General features: G+C 62.1%; 17 protein-coding genes. 13 read left to right on the forward strand and 4 right to left on the reverse strand.

Features of this window, described 5'->3' with window-relative positions; translation table 11 throughout:
• The first annotated feature begins 10 nt into the window (after positions 1-10).
• The 6 genes from Q8O96_RS08035 to Q8O96_RS08060 all read left to right on the forward strand — a co-directional run bounded on the left by Q8O96_RS08035 (position 11) and on the right by Q8O96_RS08060 (position 6,759).
• A complete protein-coding gene (locus tag Q8O96_RS08035; protein ID WP_305948645.1) occupies positions 11-1,303 on the forward strand; it encodes an ABC transporter substrate-binding protein in 1,293 nt (430 codons plus the stop codon).
• 122 nt (positions 1,304-1,425) lie between these two features.
• Positions 1,426-2,334, forward strand: a complete 909-nt coding sequence (locus Q8O96_RS08040) for a carbohydrate ABC transporter permease (RefSeq protein WP_102860601.1) — start codon at positions 1,426-1,428, stop codon at positions 2,332-2,334.
• Positions 2,327-3,172 carry a carbohydrate ABC transporter permease gene (locus Q8O96_RS08045; RefSeq protein ID WP_102880657.1) on the forward strand — a complete coding sequence of 282 codons (846 nt, stop codon included), beginning with the start codon at positions 2,327-2,329 and terminating at the stop codon, positions 3,170-3,172. Before Q8O96_RS08040 ends, Q8O96_RS08045 begins: the two co-directional genes overlap by 8 nt.
• A 3-nt stretch (positions 3,173-3,175) precedes the next feature.
• Positions 3,176-4,336, forward strand: a complete 1,161-nt coding sequence (locus Q8O96_RS08050) for an ABC transporter ATP-binding protein (protein ID WP_102860603.1) — start codon at positions 3,176-3,178, stop codon at positions 4,334-4,336.
• An 88-nt stretch (positions 4,337-4,424) separates the two neighbouring features.
• Positions 4,425-5,774, forward strand: a complete 1,350-nt coding sequence (locus Q8O96_RS08055) for a carbohydrate porin (protein WP_102860604.1) — start codon at positions 4,425-4,427, stop codon at positions 5,772-5,774.
• Positions 5,775-5,904: 130 nt separating this feature from the next.
• Positions 5,905-6,759 (forward strand): D-hexose-6-phosphate mutarotase, encoded by an 855-nt coding sequence (locus Q8O96_RS08060; protein ID WP_115580741.1) that lies wholly within the window; start codon positions 5,905-5,907, stop codon positions 6,757-6,759.
• Positions 6,760-6,788: 29 nt separating this feature from the next.
• Here Q8O96_RS08060 and Q8O96_RS08065 read toward each other — a convergent pair whose 3' ends face one another.
• Complete coding sequence (locus Q8O96_RS08065) at positions 6,789-7,649, reverse strand: MurR/RpiR family transcriptional regulator (RefSeq protein ID WP_170001736.1); 861 nt, start codon at positions 7,647-7,649, stop codon at positions 6,789-6,791.
• A gap of 225 nt (positions 7,650-7,874) precedes the next feature.
• Here Q8O96_RS08065 and zwf point away from each other — a divergent pair, with 225 nt between their 5' ends.
• From zwf to Q8O96_RS08080, 3 genes are read left to right on the forward strand one after another with little or no spacing between them, the layout of a single operon-like run.
• On the forward strand, positions 7,875-9,344 hold the full coding sequence (gene zwf, locus Q8O96_RS08070) for a glucose-6-phosphate dehydrogenase (protein ID WP_102860606.1): 1,470 nt from the start codon (positions 7,875-7,877) through the stop codon (positions 9,342-9,344).
• Complete coding sequence (gene pgl / locus Q8O96_RS08075) at positions 9,331-10,044, forward strand: 6-phosphogluconolactonase (protein ID WP_115580740.1); 714 nt, start codon at positions 9,331-9,333, stop codon at positions 10,042-10,044. Before zwf ends, pgl begins: the two co-directional genes overlap by 14 nt.
• Positions 10,045-10,061: 17 nt before the next feature.
• Positions 10,062-10,727, forward strand: a complete 666-nt coding sequence (locus Q8O96_RS08080) for a bifunctional 4-hydroxy-2-oxoglutarate aldolase/2-dehydro-3-deoxy-phosphogluconate aldolase (protein ID WP_102860608.1) — start codon at positions 10,062-10,064, stop codon at positions 10,725-10,727.
• Positions 10,728-10,841: 114 nt separating this feature from the next.
• Here the strand turns inward: Q8O96_RS08080 and Q8O96_RS08085 are convergent, their stop codons facing one another.
• Together Q8O96_RS08085 and Q8O96_RS08090 are read right to left on the reverse strand one after the other, a co-directional pair.
• Entirely contained in the window at positions 10,842-12,032 is a 1,191-nt protein-coding gene (locus tag Q8O96_RS08085) for an aminotransferase class V-fold PLP-dependent enzyme (RefSeq protein ID WP_102860609.1), read from the reverse strand.
• Positions 12,033-12,045: 13 nt separating this feature from the next.
• Positions 12,046-12,282 carry a DUF3820 family protein gene (locus tag Q8O96_RS08090; RefSeq protein WP_025126856.1) on the reverse strand — a complete coding sequence of 79 codons (237 nt, stop codon included), beginning with the start codon at positions 12,280-12,282 and terminating at the stop codon, positions 12,046-12,048.
• 229 nt (positions 12,283-12,511) lie between these two features.
• Here Q8O96_RS08090 and Q8O96_RS08095 point away from each other — a divergent pair, with 229 nt between their 5' ends.
• The 4 genes from Q8O96_RS08095 (at position 12,512) to Q8O96_RS08110 (ending at position 16,194) form a co-directional block, all read left to right on the forward strand.
• Positions 12,512-12,979 carry a PA2169 family four-helix-bundle protein gene (locus Q8O96_RS08095; protein WP_102860610.1) on the forward strand — a complete coding sequence of 156 codons (468 nt, stop codon included), beginning with the start codon at positions 12,512-12,514 and terminating at the stop codon, positions 12,977-12,979.
• A 156-nt stretch (positions 12,980-13,135) separates the two neighbouring features.
• Positions 13,136-15,124, forward strand: coding sequence for an FUSC family protein (locus tag Q8O96_RS08100; protein WP_250329527.1), 1,989 nt, complete (start codon positions 13,136-13,138; stop codon positions 15,122-15,124).
• Complete coding sequence (locus Q8O96_RS08105; protein WP_102860611.1) at positions 15,111-15,317, forward strand: DUF1656 domain-containing protein; 207 nt, start codon at positions 15,111-15,113, stop codon at positions 15,315-15,317. Before Q8O96_RS08100 ends, Q8O96_RS08105 begins: the two co-directional genes overlap by 14 nt.
• Positions 15,318-15,327: 10 nt before the next feature.
• Entirely contained in the window at positions 15,328-16,194 is an 867-nt protein-coding gene (locus tag Q8O96_RS08110) for an HlyD family secretion protein (RefSeq protein ID WP_115580738.1), read from the forward strand.
• An 81-nt stretch (positions 16,195-16,275) separates the two neighbouring features.
• Here the strand turns inward: Q8O96_RS08110 and Q8O96_RS08115 are convergent, their stop codons facing one another.
• Positions 16,276-16,746, reverse strand: a complete 471-nt coding sequence (locus Q8O96_RS08115) for a MaoC family dehydratase (RefSeq protein WP_011062855.1) — start codon at positions 16,744-16,746, stop codon at positions 16,276-16,278.
• Positions 16,747-16,760 lie beyond the last annotated feature (14 nt).

Below are 16,760 nucleotides of genomic sequence, written 5' to 3' on the forward strand. Positions count from 1 at the left end.
GGTACTTCAAATGAATGCGATTTCTCGCCTCGCCACTGTCATTTCCCTTGCCTCTCTGTTTCCCCTGAGCGCCCTCGCTGCCGATTCCAAAGGTTCCGTGGAAGTCGTCCACTGGTGGACTTCGGGTGGTGAAAAAGCTGCCGTCGATGTGCTCAAGGCCCAAGTGGAAAAAGACGGTTTCACCTGGAAGGACGGCGCCGTGGCCGGTGGTGGCGGTTCCACTGCGATGACCGTGCTCAAAAGCCGCGCCGTGGCCGGCAACCCGCCGGGCGTAGCCCAGATCAAGGGCCCGGATATCCAGGAGTGGGGCAGCACCGGCCTGCTCAGCACCGACACCCTCAAGGACGTGGCCAAGACGGAAAACTGGGACGGCCTGCTGTCGTCCAAGGTGGCCAATACCGTCAAGTACGAAGGTGATTACGTCGCCGTGCCGGTGAATATCCACCGGGTCAACTGGCTGTGGATCAACCCTGAAGTGTTCAAGAAGGCCGGGATCGACAAGGCCCCGACCACCCTCGAAGAGTTCTATGCCGCCGGCGACAAGCTCAAGGCTGCGGGCTTCATTGCCCTGGCCCATGGCGGCCAGCCGTGGCAGGACAGCACCGTGTTTGAAGACGTGGTGCTCTCGGTCATGGGCCCTGAAGGCTACAAGAAAGCCCTGGTGGACCTGGACCAGAAAACCCTCTCCGGCCCCGAAATGACCAAGGCCTTTGCCGAGCTGAAGAAAATCACCGGCTACATGGACCCCAACCGTGCCGGGCGTGACTGGAACATTGCGGCTGCCGACGTGATCGGCGGCAAGGCCGGCATGCAGATGATGGGCGACTGGGCCAAGAGCGAATGGACGGCGGCGAAGAAAGTTGCCGGCAAGGACTACCAGTGCGTGCCGTTCCCGGGCACCGACAAGGCCTTCACCTACAACATCGACTCCCTGGCGGTGTTCAAGCTCAAGGCCGATCGCAAAGGTGATATCGCCGCTCAGCAGGACCTGGCCAAGGTGGCCCTGGGCAAGGACTTCCAGAAGGTCTTCAGCATCAACAAGGGCTCGATCCCGGTGCGTACCGACATGCTCAACGACATGAGCGCCGAGGGCTTCGACTCCTGCGCCCAGGCAGCGGCCAAGGACTTCCTGGCCGACGAGAAGACCGGCGGCCTGCAGCCGAGCATGGCGCACAACATGGCCACTTCCCTGGCGGTGCAGGGCGCGATCTTCGATGTGGTGACCAACTTCATGAACGACAAGGATGCGGACCCGGCCAAGGCCAGTGCGCAACTGGCCTCGGCGGTCAAAGCCGCGCAGTAATCCTTGACCCCGCCGCCGGTACGTCGGCGGCTGACCTGTGACTGTGTTGCCGCCCTGCAGGGCTTACGCCCATGCAGCGGCGGCGTGCATCCCGGATTCACTTCAATAACTGGGTTTTTGCGATGAGCTCTGTGGCGGTTTTCAGCAAGGCCTCACCCCTGGACGCACTGCAGCGCTGGCTACCCAAGCTGGTGCTGGCGCCGAGCATGGTGATCGTGCTCGTGGGGTTTTATGGCTACATCATCTGGACGTTCATTCTGTCCTTTACCAATTCCAGCTTCATGCCGAGCTACAAGTGGGTCGGCCTGCAGCAATACCTGCGCTTGATGGACAACGACCGCTGGTGGGTGGCGAGCAAGAACCTCGCGCTCTTCGGCGGCATGTTCATTGCCATCAGCCTGGTGCTGGGGGTGTTCCTGGCGGTGCTGCTGGACCAGCGCATCCGCAAGGAAGGCTTCATCCGTACCGTGTACCTGTACCCCATGGCACTGTCGATGATCGTCACCGGTACTGCCTGGAAGTGGCTGCTCAACCCTGGCCTGGGCCTGGACAAGATGCTCCGTGACTGGGGCTGGGAAGGCTTTCGCCTGGACTGGCTGGTGGATCAGGACCGGGTGGTCTACTGCCTGGTGATCGCCGCTGTATGGCAGGCCTCGGGCTTTGTCATGGCGATGTTCCTCGCCGGTCTGCGCGGTGTCGACCAGTCGATCATCCGCGCCGCCCAGGTGGACGGCGCGAGCCTGCCGACCATCTACCTGCGGATCGTCTTGCCGAGCCTGCGGCCGGTGTTCTTCAGTGCCTTCATGATCCTCGCCCACATCGCCATCAAGAGCTTCGACCTGGTGGCGGCGATGACCGCGGGCGGCCCGGGCTACTCCTCCGACCTGCCGGCGATGTTCATGTACTCCTTCACCTTCAGCCGGGGCCAGATGGGCATCGGCTCGGCCAGCGCCATGCTGATGCTCGGTGCCGTACTGACCATCCTGGTGCCGTACCTGTACTCCGAACTGCGAGGCAAGCGCCATGACTAACTCCCTCGCCAAGCCGACCTTGAACTTCAGCCGGATCGCCATCTACGCCACCTTGCTGCTGGCGGCGGCGGTGTATCTGATTCCATTGGTGGTGATGCTGCTGACCAGCTTCAAGACCCCTGAAGACATCCGCACCGGCAACCTGCTGAGCTGGCCCCAGGTGGTGGACGGCATTGGCTGGATCAAAGCCTGGGACGCTGTGGGCGGCTACTTCTGGAACTCGGTGAAGATCACCGTGCCGGCGGTACTGATCTCCACCTTCATCGGTGCAATGAACGGCTACGTGCTGTCGATGTGGCGCTTTCGCGGCTCCCAGCTGTTCTTCGGCCTGCTGCTGTTCGGCTGCTTCCTGCCGTTCCAGACCGTGCTGCTGCCGGCCTCGTTCACCCTTGGCAAGTTCGGCCTGGCCAACACCACCACCGGTCTGGTGCTGGTGCACGTGGTCTACGGCCTGGCCTTCACCACGCTGTTTTTCCGCAACTACTACGTGAGCATCCCCGATGCCCTGGTCAAGGCCGCGCGTTTGGATGGCGCCGGGTTCTTCACCATCTTCGGCAAGATCCTGCTGCCGATGTCGGTGCCGATCATCATGGTCTGCCTGATCTGGCAGTTCACCCAGATCTGGAACGATTTCCTGTTCGGCGTGGTGTTTGCCAGCGGCGATGCGCAACCGATCACCGTGGCCCTGAACAACCTGGTCAACACCAGCACCGGGGCCAAGGAATACAACGTTGATATGGCGGCGGCGATGATCGCCGGGCTGCCGACACTGCTGGTCTACATCTTCGCCGGCAAGTATTTCCTGCGCGGGCTGACGTCCGGCGCAGTCAAGGGGTAAAGCATGGCCACTCTCGAATTACGCAACGTCAACAAGACCTACGGTGCCGGCCTGCCGGACACCCTGAAGAACATCGAACTGAAGATCGACGACGGTGAGTTCCTGATCCTCGTCGGCCCGTCCGGCTGCGGCAAATCCACCCTGATGAACTGCATCGCCGGGCTGGAGAACATCAGCGGCGGGGCGATCCTGGTGGACGACGCCGACATCAGCGGCATGAGCCCCAAGGATCGTGACATCGCCATGGTGTTTCAGTCCTACGCGCTGTACCCGACCATGAGCGTGCGCGACAACATCGCCTTCGGCCTGAAGATCCGCAAGATGCCCACTGCCGAGATCGACGCGGAAGTGGCGCGGGTGGCCAAGTTGCTGCAGATCGAGCACCTGCTGACCCGCAAGCCGGGCCAGCTCTCCGGTGGCCAGCAGCAGCGGGTGGCCATGGGCCGGGCGCTGGCGCGGCGACCGAAGATCTACCTGTTCGACGAACCGCTGTCCAACCTCGACGCCAAGCTGCGGGTCGAGATGCGCACCGAAATGAAACTGATGCACCAGCGCCTCAAGACCACCACGGTCTACGTCACCCACGACCAGATCGAAGCCATGACCCTGGGCGACAAAGTGGCGGTGATGAAGGACGGGATCATCCAGCAGTTCGGTACCCCGAAGCAGATCTACAACGACCCGGCCAACCTGTTCGTGGCGAGTTTTATCGGATCGCCGCCGATGAACTTCATCCCCCTGCGCCTGCAACGCAAGGACGGCCGCCTGCTAGCCCTGCTGGACAGTGGCCAGGCCCGTTGCGAGCTGCCCCTGGGCATGCAGGACGCGGGGCTCGAAGACCGCGAGGTGATCCTCGGCATTCGTCCGGAGCAGATCTCCCTGGCTCCCGCCGAAGCCAATGGTTTGCCGACCCTGCGCGCCGAGGTCCAGGTGGTCGAGCCCACCGGTCCCGACACCCTGGTGTTCGTCACCCTCAATGGCACCAAGGTCTGCTGCCGCCTGGCTCCGGATCAGGCGCCCGATGCCGGGGAAACCCTGACCCTGCAGTTCGATCCGGCCCGAGTGTTGCTGTTCGATGCCCAGAGCGGCGAGCGCCTGGGAGCGGCCGGCGCGCCTGTGTCCGAGCCCCGTAGCGGCAACGTGGCGCAGTTCAAGGGGCGTTGAATCCGTGGCGGATGGCCTGTCATCCGTCGCACCCGCTGTAAACCGCGTTGGATAAATCGTTAATAACAATAAAGACGAGGATGTAGGGATGAAAAAGCAACACAGCAATACCCGGCTGCTTTGCCAGTTGTCAGCGGCTGCGGCATTGGTCCTGTCCGCCAATGCCATGGCGGACGAGGCGTTCAGCGCCGACTCCAAGTGGATGACCGGCGACTGGGGTGGTGAGCGTACCAAGCTGATCGAGCAGGGGATCGACATCAAGGCCGACTACGTCGGTGAAATGGGCGCCAACCTGCATGGCGGCTACAACGACGACAAGACCGGGCGCTACAGCGATCAGTTCGGTCTCGGCGTGGCCTTCGATCTGCAGAAGCTGCTGGGCTGGGACAATACCCAGGCCAAGATCCAGCTGACCAACCGTAACGGCCAGAACATTTCCAACGATCGTATCGGCGACCCGCGTGCCGGCACCCTGAGTTCTTCCCAGGAGGTGTACGGTCGTGGCCATATGGTGCGTCTGACTCAGCTGTGGATTCAGCACCAGTTCCTCGACGGCAAGCTGGACGTCAAGGCCGGTTACTTCGGCGAAGGCGAAGACTTCAACACCTTCCCCTGCGAGTTCCAGAACCTGGCCTTCTGCGGCTCCCAGGTGGGCAACTGGGCCACCGGCATCTGGTACAACTGGCCGGTCAGCCAGGCGGCGCTGCGGGTCAAATACCACATCACCCCCGAGCTGTATGCGCAGATCGGCGCTTACAACCAGAACCCGTCGCAGCTGGAGCACGGCAACGGCTTCAAGCTCAGCGGCAGCGGCACCAAGGGCACGGTATTGCCGGTGGAACTGGTCTGGTCGCCCAAGCTCAATAGCCTGCCGGGTGAGTACCGCGTGGGTTACTACAAGAGCACGGCCGACGCCAATGATGTGCGCAAGGACGCCAACGGCCAGGACGCCGCGGACACAGGCGACGCCTATCGCGTGCACAACAGCAAGCACGGCTACTGGTTCGTCGGGCAGCAGCAACTCACCACCCACAACGGTGACGCTTCCCGTGGCTTGAACATCGCCGCCAACGCCACCTTCCATGACAAGGACACCAACGTCGTCGACAACTACCAGTCGCTGATGTTCGTGTACAAGGGGCCGTTCGATGCGCGTCCGAAAGATGACGTGGGTATCGGTTTTGCGCGGATCCACGTCAACGACGATGTGCGCAAGAACGCCCAGCTGATCAATGAGGACAACGGCATCAGCAACTACGACAACCCGCTGTACATGCCGCTGCGCGACACGGAATACAACTACGAGATCAACTACGGTTTCCACGTCACCAACTGGCTGACCGTACGCCCCAACCTGCAATACATCACCCATCCGGGCGGTGTGGATGAAGTGGATAACGCGTTGGTGGCCGGTCTGAAAATTCAGTCGGTGTTCTAGAGCTGTTGCGATAAGCTCCTCCTCCATGTGCGCATTTTGCGGATGGCCCAGGCCGTCCGCTTTTTTTTGTGGGGATTGCAAGTCCCCCTGATGAGTATCGAGACAGCAGTGAATTTCAGGACCGCGGCCCATGCATGAGCATCCGCTACAACGCTTTTTCAAATCCCTGCGCGAACGCCCGGTGTTCGCCTGGGAGCGCTATCAGATGCGCGATGTGCTGGTGATCGATCACCCGCTGTGTCAGGCGGTGTTCAGTCGCCAGGGCGCTCAACTGCTGCACTTTCAGCCGGCCGGGCAGAAGCCCTGGCTGTGGTGTGCCTCGAAGTGGCCGCAAGTGGGGGCGATCCGCGGTGGTGTGCCGGTGTGCTGGCCCTGGTACGGTCGCCATCCCAGTGAAAATGCTTGGCCGTCCCACGGTTGGGCGCGGCTGCTGGACTGGAAACTGCTGGACAGCAGCAGCGACGAGGACGGCGTGCGCCTGCACTGGCAATTGCAGTTGTGCGACTGGAAGGTCGACCTGCATGCGCACCTGGGGCAAAGCATGGATCTGCGCCTGAGCACCGAGCACCAGGACAGTGAACCTTGTCAGTTGAGCCAGGCTTTGCACGCCTACTGGCGTATTGGCGACGTCGGCGAGGTAGCGCTGTCCGGGCTTGATGGCGCCCAGGGTTACGACCAGTTGAACCGCCAGGTCTGTCAGCAGCAGGGCGAGTTGCGGGTCGAGGGCGGGTGCCAGCGGGTGTTCCAGCACGAAGGCGAATTGCAGCTCAAGGACCACGCCTGGCAACGGGAGTTGTGCATCGATACTGGTGACGATGCCGACACCGTGGTCTGGCACCCCGGCACCCGGCCCTTGCTGGGGGTGAGCTGGAATGAGGTATCGCGGTTTGTCTGTGTCGAAGCGGCTGCCGGCGGCACCGACAGCCTGTGCCTGGCGCCGGGGGAGCAGGCGCACCTGAGCTTGCAGGCGCGGGCTGCGGTGTAGGAGTCGGCAGGCCGGCGAACCGGCCAGCCTCAGTTGAACTCGTCGCCCACCGGATAGCGGCTGGCGTTGAGGCTTTCCTTGATCTTGCGCAGGTGCGGCTGGAAGTCCACGCCACGGCGCAGGGTCATGCCGGTGGCCAGCACGTCGAGCACGGTGAGCTGGATGATCCGCGAGGTCATCGGCATGTAGATGTCGGTGTCTTCGGGCAGAGGGATGTTCAGGCTCAAGGTACTGGCCTTGGCCAGGGGCGAGTTCTCTGCGGTCAGCCCCAGCACCGAAGCGCCGTTTTCTCGGGCAATGCGTGCCACTTCCACCAGTTCGCGGGTCCGGCCGGTGTAGGAAATGATCACGAACAATTCGCCGGTGTGGGCCACCGAGGCGATCATGCGCTGCATCAGTACATCGGCATGGGCCGTCACTGCCAGGTTGAAGCGGAAAAACTTGTGCAGTGCATCCATGGCCACCGGGGCCGAGGCACCGAGGCCGAAGAAGTGGATCTGCCGAGCCTGAATCAACAGGTCAACGGCCTTGCTGATCAGGTTCGGGTCCAGGGCCTGGCAGGCACTGTCCAGGGAGGCGATGGCACTGCCGAAGATCTTTTGTGTGTAGGCCTCGGGGTTGTCGTCGGCCTCTACGGCGCGGCTGACGTAGGCGGCGCCGCTGGCCAGGCTCTGGGCCAGTTGCAGCTTGAGTTCCGGGTAGCCGCTGACACCGAACGAGCGGCAGAAGCGATTGACCGTCGGTTCGCTGACCGAAGCGGCCTGGGCCAGCGCAGCGATGCTGAAGCGAGTCGCCTGCTGTGGGTTGAGCAGGATGACTTCGGCGACTTTACGTTCCGCCTTGTTCAGTTCTTCAAGGCGGTTCTGGATCTGCTCCAGAAGATTTCGCACTCGGTCCATTCAGGTTTCCTAGATCGGCTAGACAGGCGCAGCGGCAGAGCCGCTAGAGCGCCCGCAATGCGAAGTTGAGAGGTGGCCTATCCTACTGATGGCCTGGATCGACCACCACCTGGAATCTGTATTTTGTAAAAATGTTGTGTTTATTACTACATTTTTCCTTGAGTGATGCCTTGAAAAAAGGTATTTGTAGCTTAACTTGATAAAAGAACAAACATCATGCCTTCGATAACGGTTGAACCCTGCACTTTTGCCTTGTTCGGCGCGCTGGGCGATCTGGCGCTGCGTAAGCTGTTTCCTGCCTTGTACCAACTCGATGCCGCCGGTCTGTTGCATGAAGACACGCGGATTCTGGCCCTGGCTCGTGAGCCGGGCAGCGAGCAAGAGCACCTGGCGAATATCGAAACCGAGCTGCGCAAGTACGTCGGTGACAAGGACATCGACACTGAGGTCCTGCAGACTTTTCTCGCTCGCCTGAGCTACCTGCATGTGGACTTCCTCAAGGCCGAGGACTATGTGGCCCTGGCTGAGCGCGCCGGCGGCGAACAACGCTTGATCGCCTACTTCGCCACACCGGCGGCGGTGTATGGCGCGATTTGCGAGAACCTGTCCCGGGTCGGACTTAACCAGCACACTCGCGTGGTCCTGGAAAAACCCATTGGCTCGGACCTGGAATCGTCGCGCAAGGTCAACGACGCGGTGGCCCAGTTCTTCCCGGAAAACCGCATCTACCGGATCGACCATTACCTGGGCAAGGAGACGGTGCAGAACCTGATCGCCTTGCGCTTCGCCAACAGCCTGTTCGAAACCCAGTGGAACCAGAACTACATCTCCCACGTGGAAATCACCGTGGCCGAGAAGGTTGGCATCGAAGGCCGCTGGGGCTATTTCGACAAGGCCGGTCAACTGCGAGACATGATCCAGAACCACTTGCTGCAGTTGCTGTGCCTGATCGCCATGGACCCACCGGCCGACCTCTCCGCCGACAGCATCCGTGACGAGAAGGTCAAGGTGCTCAAGGCCCTGGCGCCCATCAGCCCGGAAGGCCTGACCACCCAGGTGGTGCGTGGCCAGTACATTGCCGGTCACAGTGAGGGCCAATCGGTGCCGGGTTACCTGGAGGAAGAAAACTCCAACACCCAGAGCGACACCGAAACCTTCGTCGCCCTGCGTGCCGATATCCGCAACTGGCGTTGGGCCGGGGTGCCGTTCTACCTGCGTACCGGCAAGCGCATGCCGCAAAAACTGTCGCAGATCGTCATCCACTTCAAAGAGCCGTCGCACTATATCTTTGCCCCCGAGCAGCGCCTGCAGATCAGCAACAAGCTGATCATTCGCCTGCAGCCGGATGAAGGCATCTCGTTGCGGGTGATGACCAAGGAACAAGGCCTGGACAAGGGCATGCAGCTGCGCAGCGGTCCGTTGCAGCTGAATTTTTCCGATACCTATCGCAGTGCACGGATTCCCGATGCCTACGAGCGGTTGTTGCTGGAAGTGATGCGCGGCAATCAGAACCTGTTTGTCCGCAAAGATGAAATCGAAGCCGCGTGGAAGTGGTGTGACCAGTTGATCGCCGGGTGGAAAAAATCCGGTGATGCGCCCAAGCCGTATGCGGCCGGGTCCTGGGGGCCGATGAGCTCCATTGCACTGATCACGCGGGACGGGAGGTCTTGGTATGGCGATATCTGATTTGCAACTGCCGGCGGGGCTAGCAGCCCACGAATTCCGCAGTCCTACCTTGTTGGCTGAAGGCCAGGCACTGAGAGTGGCCGAGCTGCTGCGCGAGGCCATTGCCGCCCGCGGCAACGCGACCCTGGTGGTGTCCGGTGGCCGTAGCCCGGTGGCGTTTTTCCAGGCCCTGGTAAAGCAGGAGCTGGATTGGTCCAAGGTGCTGATCACCCTGGCGGACGAGCGTTGGGTGCCGGTGGAGCATGCCGACAGCAATGCCGGCCTGCTCAAGCGCTATCTGCTCCAGGGGCCGGTGGCCAAGGCCAGCTTCCTCAGCCTCTATAGCGCGGCGGCCAACCTGGAAGAAGCGGCCCAGCAGGCCGATCGTCTGTTGTCCGAGTTGCCGGGAATTGATGTGCTGGTGCTGGGCATGGGTGATGACGGTCATACCGCCTCGCTGTTCCCCAACAGCCCTAACCTGGCCGAGGCGCTTCGGGTCGATGGCAGCCGTCGCTGCTGGCCAATGCTGGCGCCCGCCGTGCCCCATCAGCGCCTGAGCATGAGCCGGGCCTTGCTGGCCTCGGCCCGCCATCAGCTGTTGTCGATTTCCGGTCAGTCCAAGCTGACCACCCTGAGTGCCGCACTGGCCGGTGACGCTGTTGCCGAAATGCCGATTCGCGCCTTCCTGCAAACCCCGTTAGAGATTTACTGGTGCCCATGAGCCAAGGATCAGCCGCTATGACAAACCTACCCCCGACCGTTTCCATGGCGGACAAAGTTGCCCTGATCGACAGCCTCTGTGCCAAGGCGCGGATTCTGCCGGTGATCACCATCGCCCGTGAGCAGGATGTGCTGCCACTGGCAGACGCCCTGGCGGCAGGTGGCCTGACGGCCCTGGAAGTGACCCTGCGTTCGCAGTTCGGCCTCAAGGCCATCCAGATCCTGCGCGAACAGCGCCCGGAACTGGTGACCGGTGCCGGCACCGTGCTTGATCCGCACATGCTCACCGCGGCGCAAGCGGCAGGCTCGCAGTTCATCGTCACCCCGGGTATCACCCGTGACCTGTTGCAGGCCAGTGTCGCCAGTCCGATCCCGCTGTTACCGGGGATCAGCAATGCTTCCGGGATCATGGAGGGTTATGCCCTGGGTTATCGTCGCTTCAAGCTGTTCCCGGCTGAAGTCAGCGGTGGTGTGGCGGCGATCAAGGCCCTGGGCGGTCCGTTCGGTGAGGTGAAATTCTGCCCGACTGGCGGCGTTGGCCCGGCCAATATCAAGAGCTACATGGCGTTGAAGAATGTGATGTGCGTGGGCGGTAGCTGGATGCTCGATCCCGAGTGGATCAAGAACGGCGACTGGGCGCGGATTCAAGAGTGCACAGCCGAGGCCCTGTCTCTGCTGGACTGAAATTTTTACCTGATTCGTTGGTGTGTTCTACGGCTTTACGGTGCGCTTGGTCGGTGCACCGTTTTTTTTTGCCTGGAGAAAAAGCCTCGCCCCTCGCTTGAAGAGAGGGAGGCGTCACTGGTTGGCCAATTCGCCAAGGGCCCCGATCAAGCACTGGATGTGCTCCAGAGGCGTCACCAGCCCCGGGGTGATGCGGATGCAGGGGCCAAAACCGGCGCCGGTACGGGTTACGGCGAACAGGTTGTAGTCGCGCAGCAGGCGCTCCACCAGGGCTTGCTGGTCGGCGTGGCGGGTAAAGCGCAGGGCGCTGATGGCGCAGCACAGGCGCGGGTCTTTCGGGGTCAGGATTTCGATCCCTGGCGTCTCGCGCACGGCTTCGGTCCAGGTCGCGCGCAGGTAGTTCAGGCGTGCGCCCTTGGCCGCCGAACCGCCCATGGCTCGATGCTCTTCGAACACCAGGGGCAAGGTCATCAGCGCCGGGATGTTCGGTGTGCTGTAGGGCGTTCGGGCCCTGATGTCGTCGGTGGGGAAGTGGAACTCGCCCATGTCCGGGTCGATATCCTCCAGGCGTTCCGGGTGGATATAGATAAAGCCCAGGCTCAGCGGCGCGCCGATCCATTTGTGCAGGTTGAAACCAGCGAAGGCGATCCCCAGCTGGGGCAGGTCGAAGTCGATCTGGCCCAGGGCGTGGGCGCCGTCGAGAATGATGTCGACTTGGTGTTCCCGGGCGGCGGCGGCAATGGCCTGGACTGGCATGACCAGTCCGCTGCGATGGGTGACGTAGGTCAGCGGCATCAGCTTGAGTCGCGGGTAACGCTCGAACGCGCTTGTATAGGTGTCGAGCAGGCTGTCAAAACTGGCAGGGTGCTGGTGCTCGATTTCTATCACCTCCACACCCCGGTGACGGGCCAGCCAGCGCATCGCGCTTTTCACCGTGTCGTACTCCAGGTCGCTGAGCAGCACCTGGTCGCCGGGTTGCAGGCGGTTGTAGTTGCGGATCAAGGATTGCAGGGCGTCGGAAGCACAGCGAGTCAGGGCCACGGCATTCTCCGGGGCCTCCAGCAGTGCCGCCAGCTGGCCACGGATCTGCAGGGCCTCGATCTGTTCGAAGCGCTGGCGCACATGCACCGAGTTGCTGCGGTTCACCCACTGGATATTGTGTTGGTACTCCTCGGCCACCTTGCGCGTCATGCGCCCGAAATAGCCGTTCTCCAGATTGATCGGCCCAGGTTCGATGTCGAACTGCCGGGCGATTGCACGCCAATGGTCTTCGTCCTGGGCAAGGGTTGCTGCAGTCCTTGGCATGGTGGGCTCTTTTTCAGTGACGGGGCTTGGGTTTGCCGTGTTTGGCGCGCAGCGGGTCCAGCAGGTCGGACAGGCCGTTGTGATCGATCTCCTGCATCAGGGCCAGCAGGCCGCCGAGCTCACCCTTGGGAAAGCCCTCGCGGGCGAACCAATTCAGGTAGGGGCCGGGCAGGTCGGCCAGGATGCGGCCCTTGTACTTGCCGAAGGGCATTTCCCGGGTGATCAGCAGTTCAAGTGTCTCGGGGGTCATGGCGCAACTTTCGTGTGATTCGAACGCCATGGAAAATACAGGCATTCTGCATGCAGGCCAAATGACAGATCATGCAAATAACGCGGATACAGATTTTTAGTTAAAAGATAACTTATTGAAAATTAAGTAAAAAATATAAATTCAAAGTCTGGCATGGCGGGTGCAAAGGTTAATCCAGCAGTTAACCCAGCAGTTGACTCAACTCTCTCAACCCGCAAGGAACCAGAAAATGACTGACTTGAATAAAGAAGCAATTTCGGTGCTCAACAGCCTGATCGAGACCAGCAAGGATGGTCAGGAAGGGTTCAAGACCTGTGCTGAAGACATCAAGCACCCAGAACTCAAGGCGCTGTTCATCAAGCGCTCCACCGATTGTGCTACCGCCGCCGCCGAACTGCAGTCCGTGGTGCGCTCCATGGGTGGCGAACCGGAAACCTCCACCAGCGTCAGTGGCGATCTGCACCGTCGTTGGGTCGACCTCAAGTCACTGGTGACCGGCAAGGATGAGGAATCGGTGCTCAACGAGGCCGAGCGTGGTGAAGACCATGCCTTGAAGTCCTACAAGGAGGCGCTGGATAAAATCAGCAAGCACAACCTGGTGGGTATTCGTGATGTGGTAGAGCGCCAGTACCACGGCGTGCAACGCAATCACGATCAGGTCAAAGCCTTGCGCAACCAGGCTCGTGCCCGTTCGTAACGGCTAAAACCTGTCAAAAACGCCAGCCAGTCTGGCGTTTTTTTATGCCTGTGATTTAGTGCTGGACGGGAATTAGTTAGCTAGCTAATAATTAGCTCGCGCCCACTCGTGGCGATCCCGACTATGGTTATTCAGTCCTTCCGAGAGTCCTTGTTCGTGCCCATTACCTTGCAGGCCTTGCTTGCTCCCAGCCTTCCTGCCGTGCAGTTCGCGATCAAGACGCTGCTGGGTGGCGGCCTGGCGCTGTGGCTGGCGTTGCGTTGGGGCCTTGAGCAGCCGGCCTGGGCCCTGATGACCGCGTTCATCGTCGCTCAGCCGTTGTCCGGAATGGTGCTGCAAAAGGGGCTGGCCCGGCTGCTGGGGACCTTGGTCGGCACCCTTATGTCGGTGCTGTTCATGGGCCTGTTCGCCCAGACGCCCTGGTTGTTCCTGCTGGCCCTGGCCCTGTGGCTGGGGTTGTGCACCGCCAGTTCCACGCTGCTGCGCAGTGCCTGGTCCTACTCCTTTGTGCTGGCGGGCTACACCGTGGCGATCATCGCCTTGCCCGCCATCAGTCACCCGTTGACCGTGTTCGATCAGGCCGTGGCCCGTTGCACGGAGATCTCCCTGGGGATCATTTGCGCCACCGCCAGCAGTGCCCTGATCTGGCCGATGCGGGTAGAGCGGCAATTGGCGGATCAGGCCCGCAGCGCCTGGCACAGTGGCATGCAGGCCGCTCGCGCCACCCTGGCCGGCGATGCCCTGGCGCGCAAGGGCCTGCTGGAAATTCTCGGGCGCATCGTCGCCGTGGACTCCCAGCGCGAACACGCCTGGTTCGAAGGGCCATCGGGGCGCCAGCGGGCCCGGGCCATCAGTGGCCTGAGCCAGAAGCTGCTGATGCTGTTGCGGATCTCCCGTTCGGTGCGGCGCCAGTGGAAACAATTGGACGCCGACGAAGCCCGGCAACTGCAGCCCTGGATGGATCGGGTTCAGGAAGCCCTGGCGGCGGCCGACAAGGCTGGTCTGCAAGCGCTGCGGCCGCGCCTGCAGGAAGCGTCCCATGAGCTTCAGATCAGCCCGGCGCAGAGCTTTTGCCTGGCGCGTTTTGCGTTGTTGCTGGATACCGCCCTGGCGGCAACCCAGGCCCTGGACGCGGTGCAGGAGGGGCGGGCGCCGGTGGAGCAACCGGCAACCCTGACTCCCCATCGTGATCTGTCGCTGGCCCTGGTATTCGGTGCCCGCAGTGCCTTGGCGTTTCTCACGGTGGCCAGCTTCTGGCTGGCCACTGCCTGGCCTGCTGCTTCCGGGGCCATGCTCCTGACCTGTGTGGTCTGCAGTCTGTTTGCCAGCCGTGAGAACGGCGCGCAGATTGGCATGAGCTTCATGCGCGGAATCTTCCTGGCGATTCCGACGGCGTTCCTGGTGGGGCAGATCCTCCTGCCCCAATGGAGCGGCTTTGCGATGTTGGCCATGGCCATGGGCGTGCCGCTGTTCTTCGGCGCCCTGGGCATGGCCAAGCCACAGATAGGCGCCACTGCCACTTCGTTCTGCCTGCATTTCATCGTGTTGATTTCGCCGATGAACCGCATGAATTTCGATGTCGCCAGCTTCTTCAACAATGCCCAGGCCATGGTGCTGGGGGTGGGCGCTGCGGTACTGGCCTTCCATCTGCTGATTCTGCGTAACCCGGCCTGGCATGGCCGGCGCCTGCTGGCGGCGACCTTGAGTGATCTGGTGCGTTTGACTCGGCGCAACCTGCGGGGCGCGGAAAGCTGGTTCGGCGGGCGCATGGCTGATCGCCTGCTGCAACTGGCCCGGCATTATCCGGAGCTGCCGGAACAGGCCCGCAGTCGCTGGGACGATGGCCTGTTGGGCCTGGACGTCGGCGATGAACTGATGCACCTGCGCCTGAGCCTGGCGGTGGCCCAGGTGCCGGTGAGTGCGGCGCAGCGTGAGTATTTCGAGCAGTTGCAACGCATCCTTGAACAGGGCCCGGCCGGTCATCGCCAGGAAGCGCTGGTGGCGCCCAGTGCGGCCTTGCTCGACGCTTTGGACCAGCAGCCACCCAGTGACGCGTTGAAACTGGCCAAGGGGGCGGTGCTGCAATTGCAAAACAGCTGGCGCAGTTGGTGCCGGCAGCAGGAGGACAGTCATGGGGCTGCGTGAGTGGTCGTTGGGCGGGGTGCTGCTCAGCCCGTTTCTGATTTACGTGGTGCTGGCGCTGGTGGTCACCGGCGTGCTGCGAGTGCTGGTGCGAGTCACCGGATTGGGGCGCTGGATCTGGCATGAAGCCCTGTTCGATTGTGCCCTGTACGTCTGTGTATTGACGGTGATCACTGTGGTCCTGGGACCTTTATAAGGAGTTGATTATGCGTACACCCGTACGTGTCGTATTTACCCTGTGCCTGGTGGCGGTGGCGATCTTCGCCGGTTATCACCTGTGGCAGTACTACATGCTGACGCCCTGGACCCGGGACGCGCGGATTCGCGCCGACGTGGTGATCGTGGCCCCGGACGTATCCGGCTGGGTGCGCGAGCTCAAGGTGGCGGACAACCAGCCCGTGAAGGCCGGAGACTTGTTGCTGAGCATCGACCGTGACCGGTTCGAGGCGGCCCTGGAAAAGGCCCAGGCCGTGGTTCAGACCCGTCAGCAGCAATTGAGTCTGCGCGAGCACGAGGCCAGTCGCCGTGCTGCCCTGGGTCCCCAGGCCATCAGTGCCGAGCTGCGCGAGAACGCCCAGATCAACGCCGGCATAGCCCGGGGCGAACTGCGTCAGGCCCAGGCCGAGGCCAAGGTCGCGGAGCTCAACCTGGCCCGCAGTCAGGTGCGCGCGCCCCGTAACGGGCATATCACCAACCTGCGCCTGGCCGAGGGCAACTACGTCAATGCCGGGCAGCCAGTGATGGCGCTGATCGATGATTCGACGTTCTACGTCCAGGCTTATTTCGAGGAAACCAAGCTGCCGCGAATCCAGGTCGGCGACCCGGTAAAAGTCTGGCTGATGAGTGCCGGCGATGCCCTGCCGGGCCATGTGCAAAGCGTCAGCCGGGGGATCACCGACCGCAACGCCACCCCTGACGGGCAATTGCTGGCGGAGGTGGAGCCGACCTTCAACTGGGTTCGTCTGGCCCAGCGGATTCCGGTGCGGATCAAGCTGGACAAGGTGCCTGAAGGCATCAATCTGAGCGCCGGGATGACCGCCAGCGTGCAGGTCGAGGAGGGCGGTGGACGGTAGGAGACGGCTTGCTGGCGCAAGCCATGACGAGCAAAGCCTTCGCCGACAAGCCGGCTCCTGGAGGATTACGTGGGGTGCGGTTTAGCCAATGGTGATGGCCGGCAGGGTCGGCAGGGTCACGGTCTGTTGCTTGCGTGGGGCGAGGATCTCGGCTTCGCCGTCCACCACCAGCTCGTCGCGCTGGTTGAACACGCGAGTGGCGATGCGGACGCGGAATTTCGGCAGTTTTTCGAGGATTTCCAGGCGTACGGTCAGGGTGTCGCCAATCTTCACCGGCTTCTGGAAGCTCATCTGCTGACCGATGTAGATGGTGCCCGGCCCAGGCAATTCGCAGGCCACGGCGGCGCTGATCAGGGCGCCGCTGAACATGCCGTGGGCAATGCGCTCCTTGAACATGGTGGCGGCGGCGAACTCGGGATCCAGGTGCACCGGGTTGTGATCGCCGGACATGGCGGCGAACAGCTGGATGTCACGCTCCTCGACGGTCTTGCTGTACTGGGCGGTCTGACCGACTTCCAGGGCTTCGTAAGGGGTGTTGGTAACCTGGGTCATGTTGCTGAAATCCT

The organism is Pseudomonas sp. LPH60 (assembly GCF_030718165.1).
GTDB classification, from domain to species: Bacteria; Pseudomonadota; Gammaproteobacteria; order Pseudomonadales; family Pseudomonadaceae; genus Aquipseudomonas; species Aquipseudomonas danubii.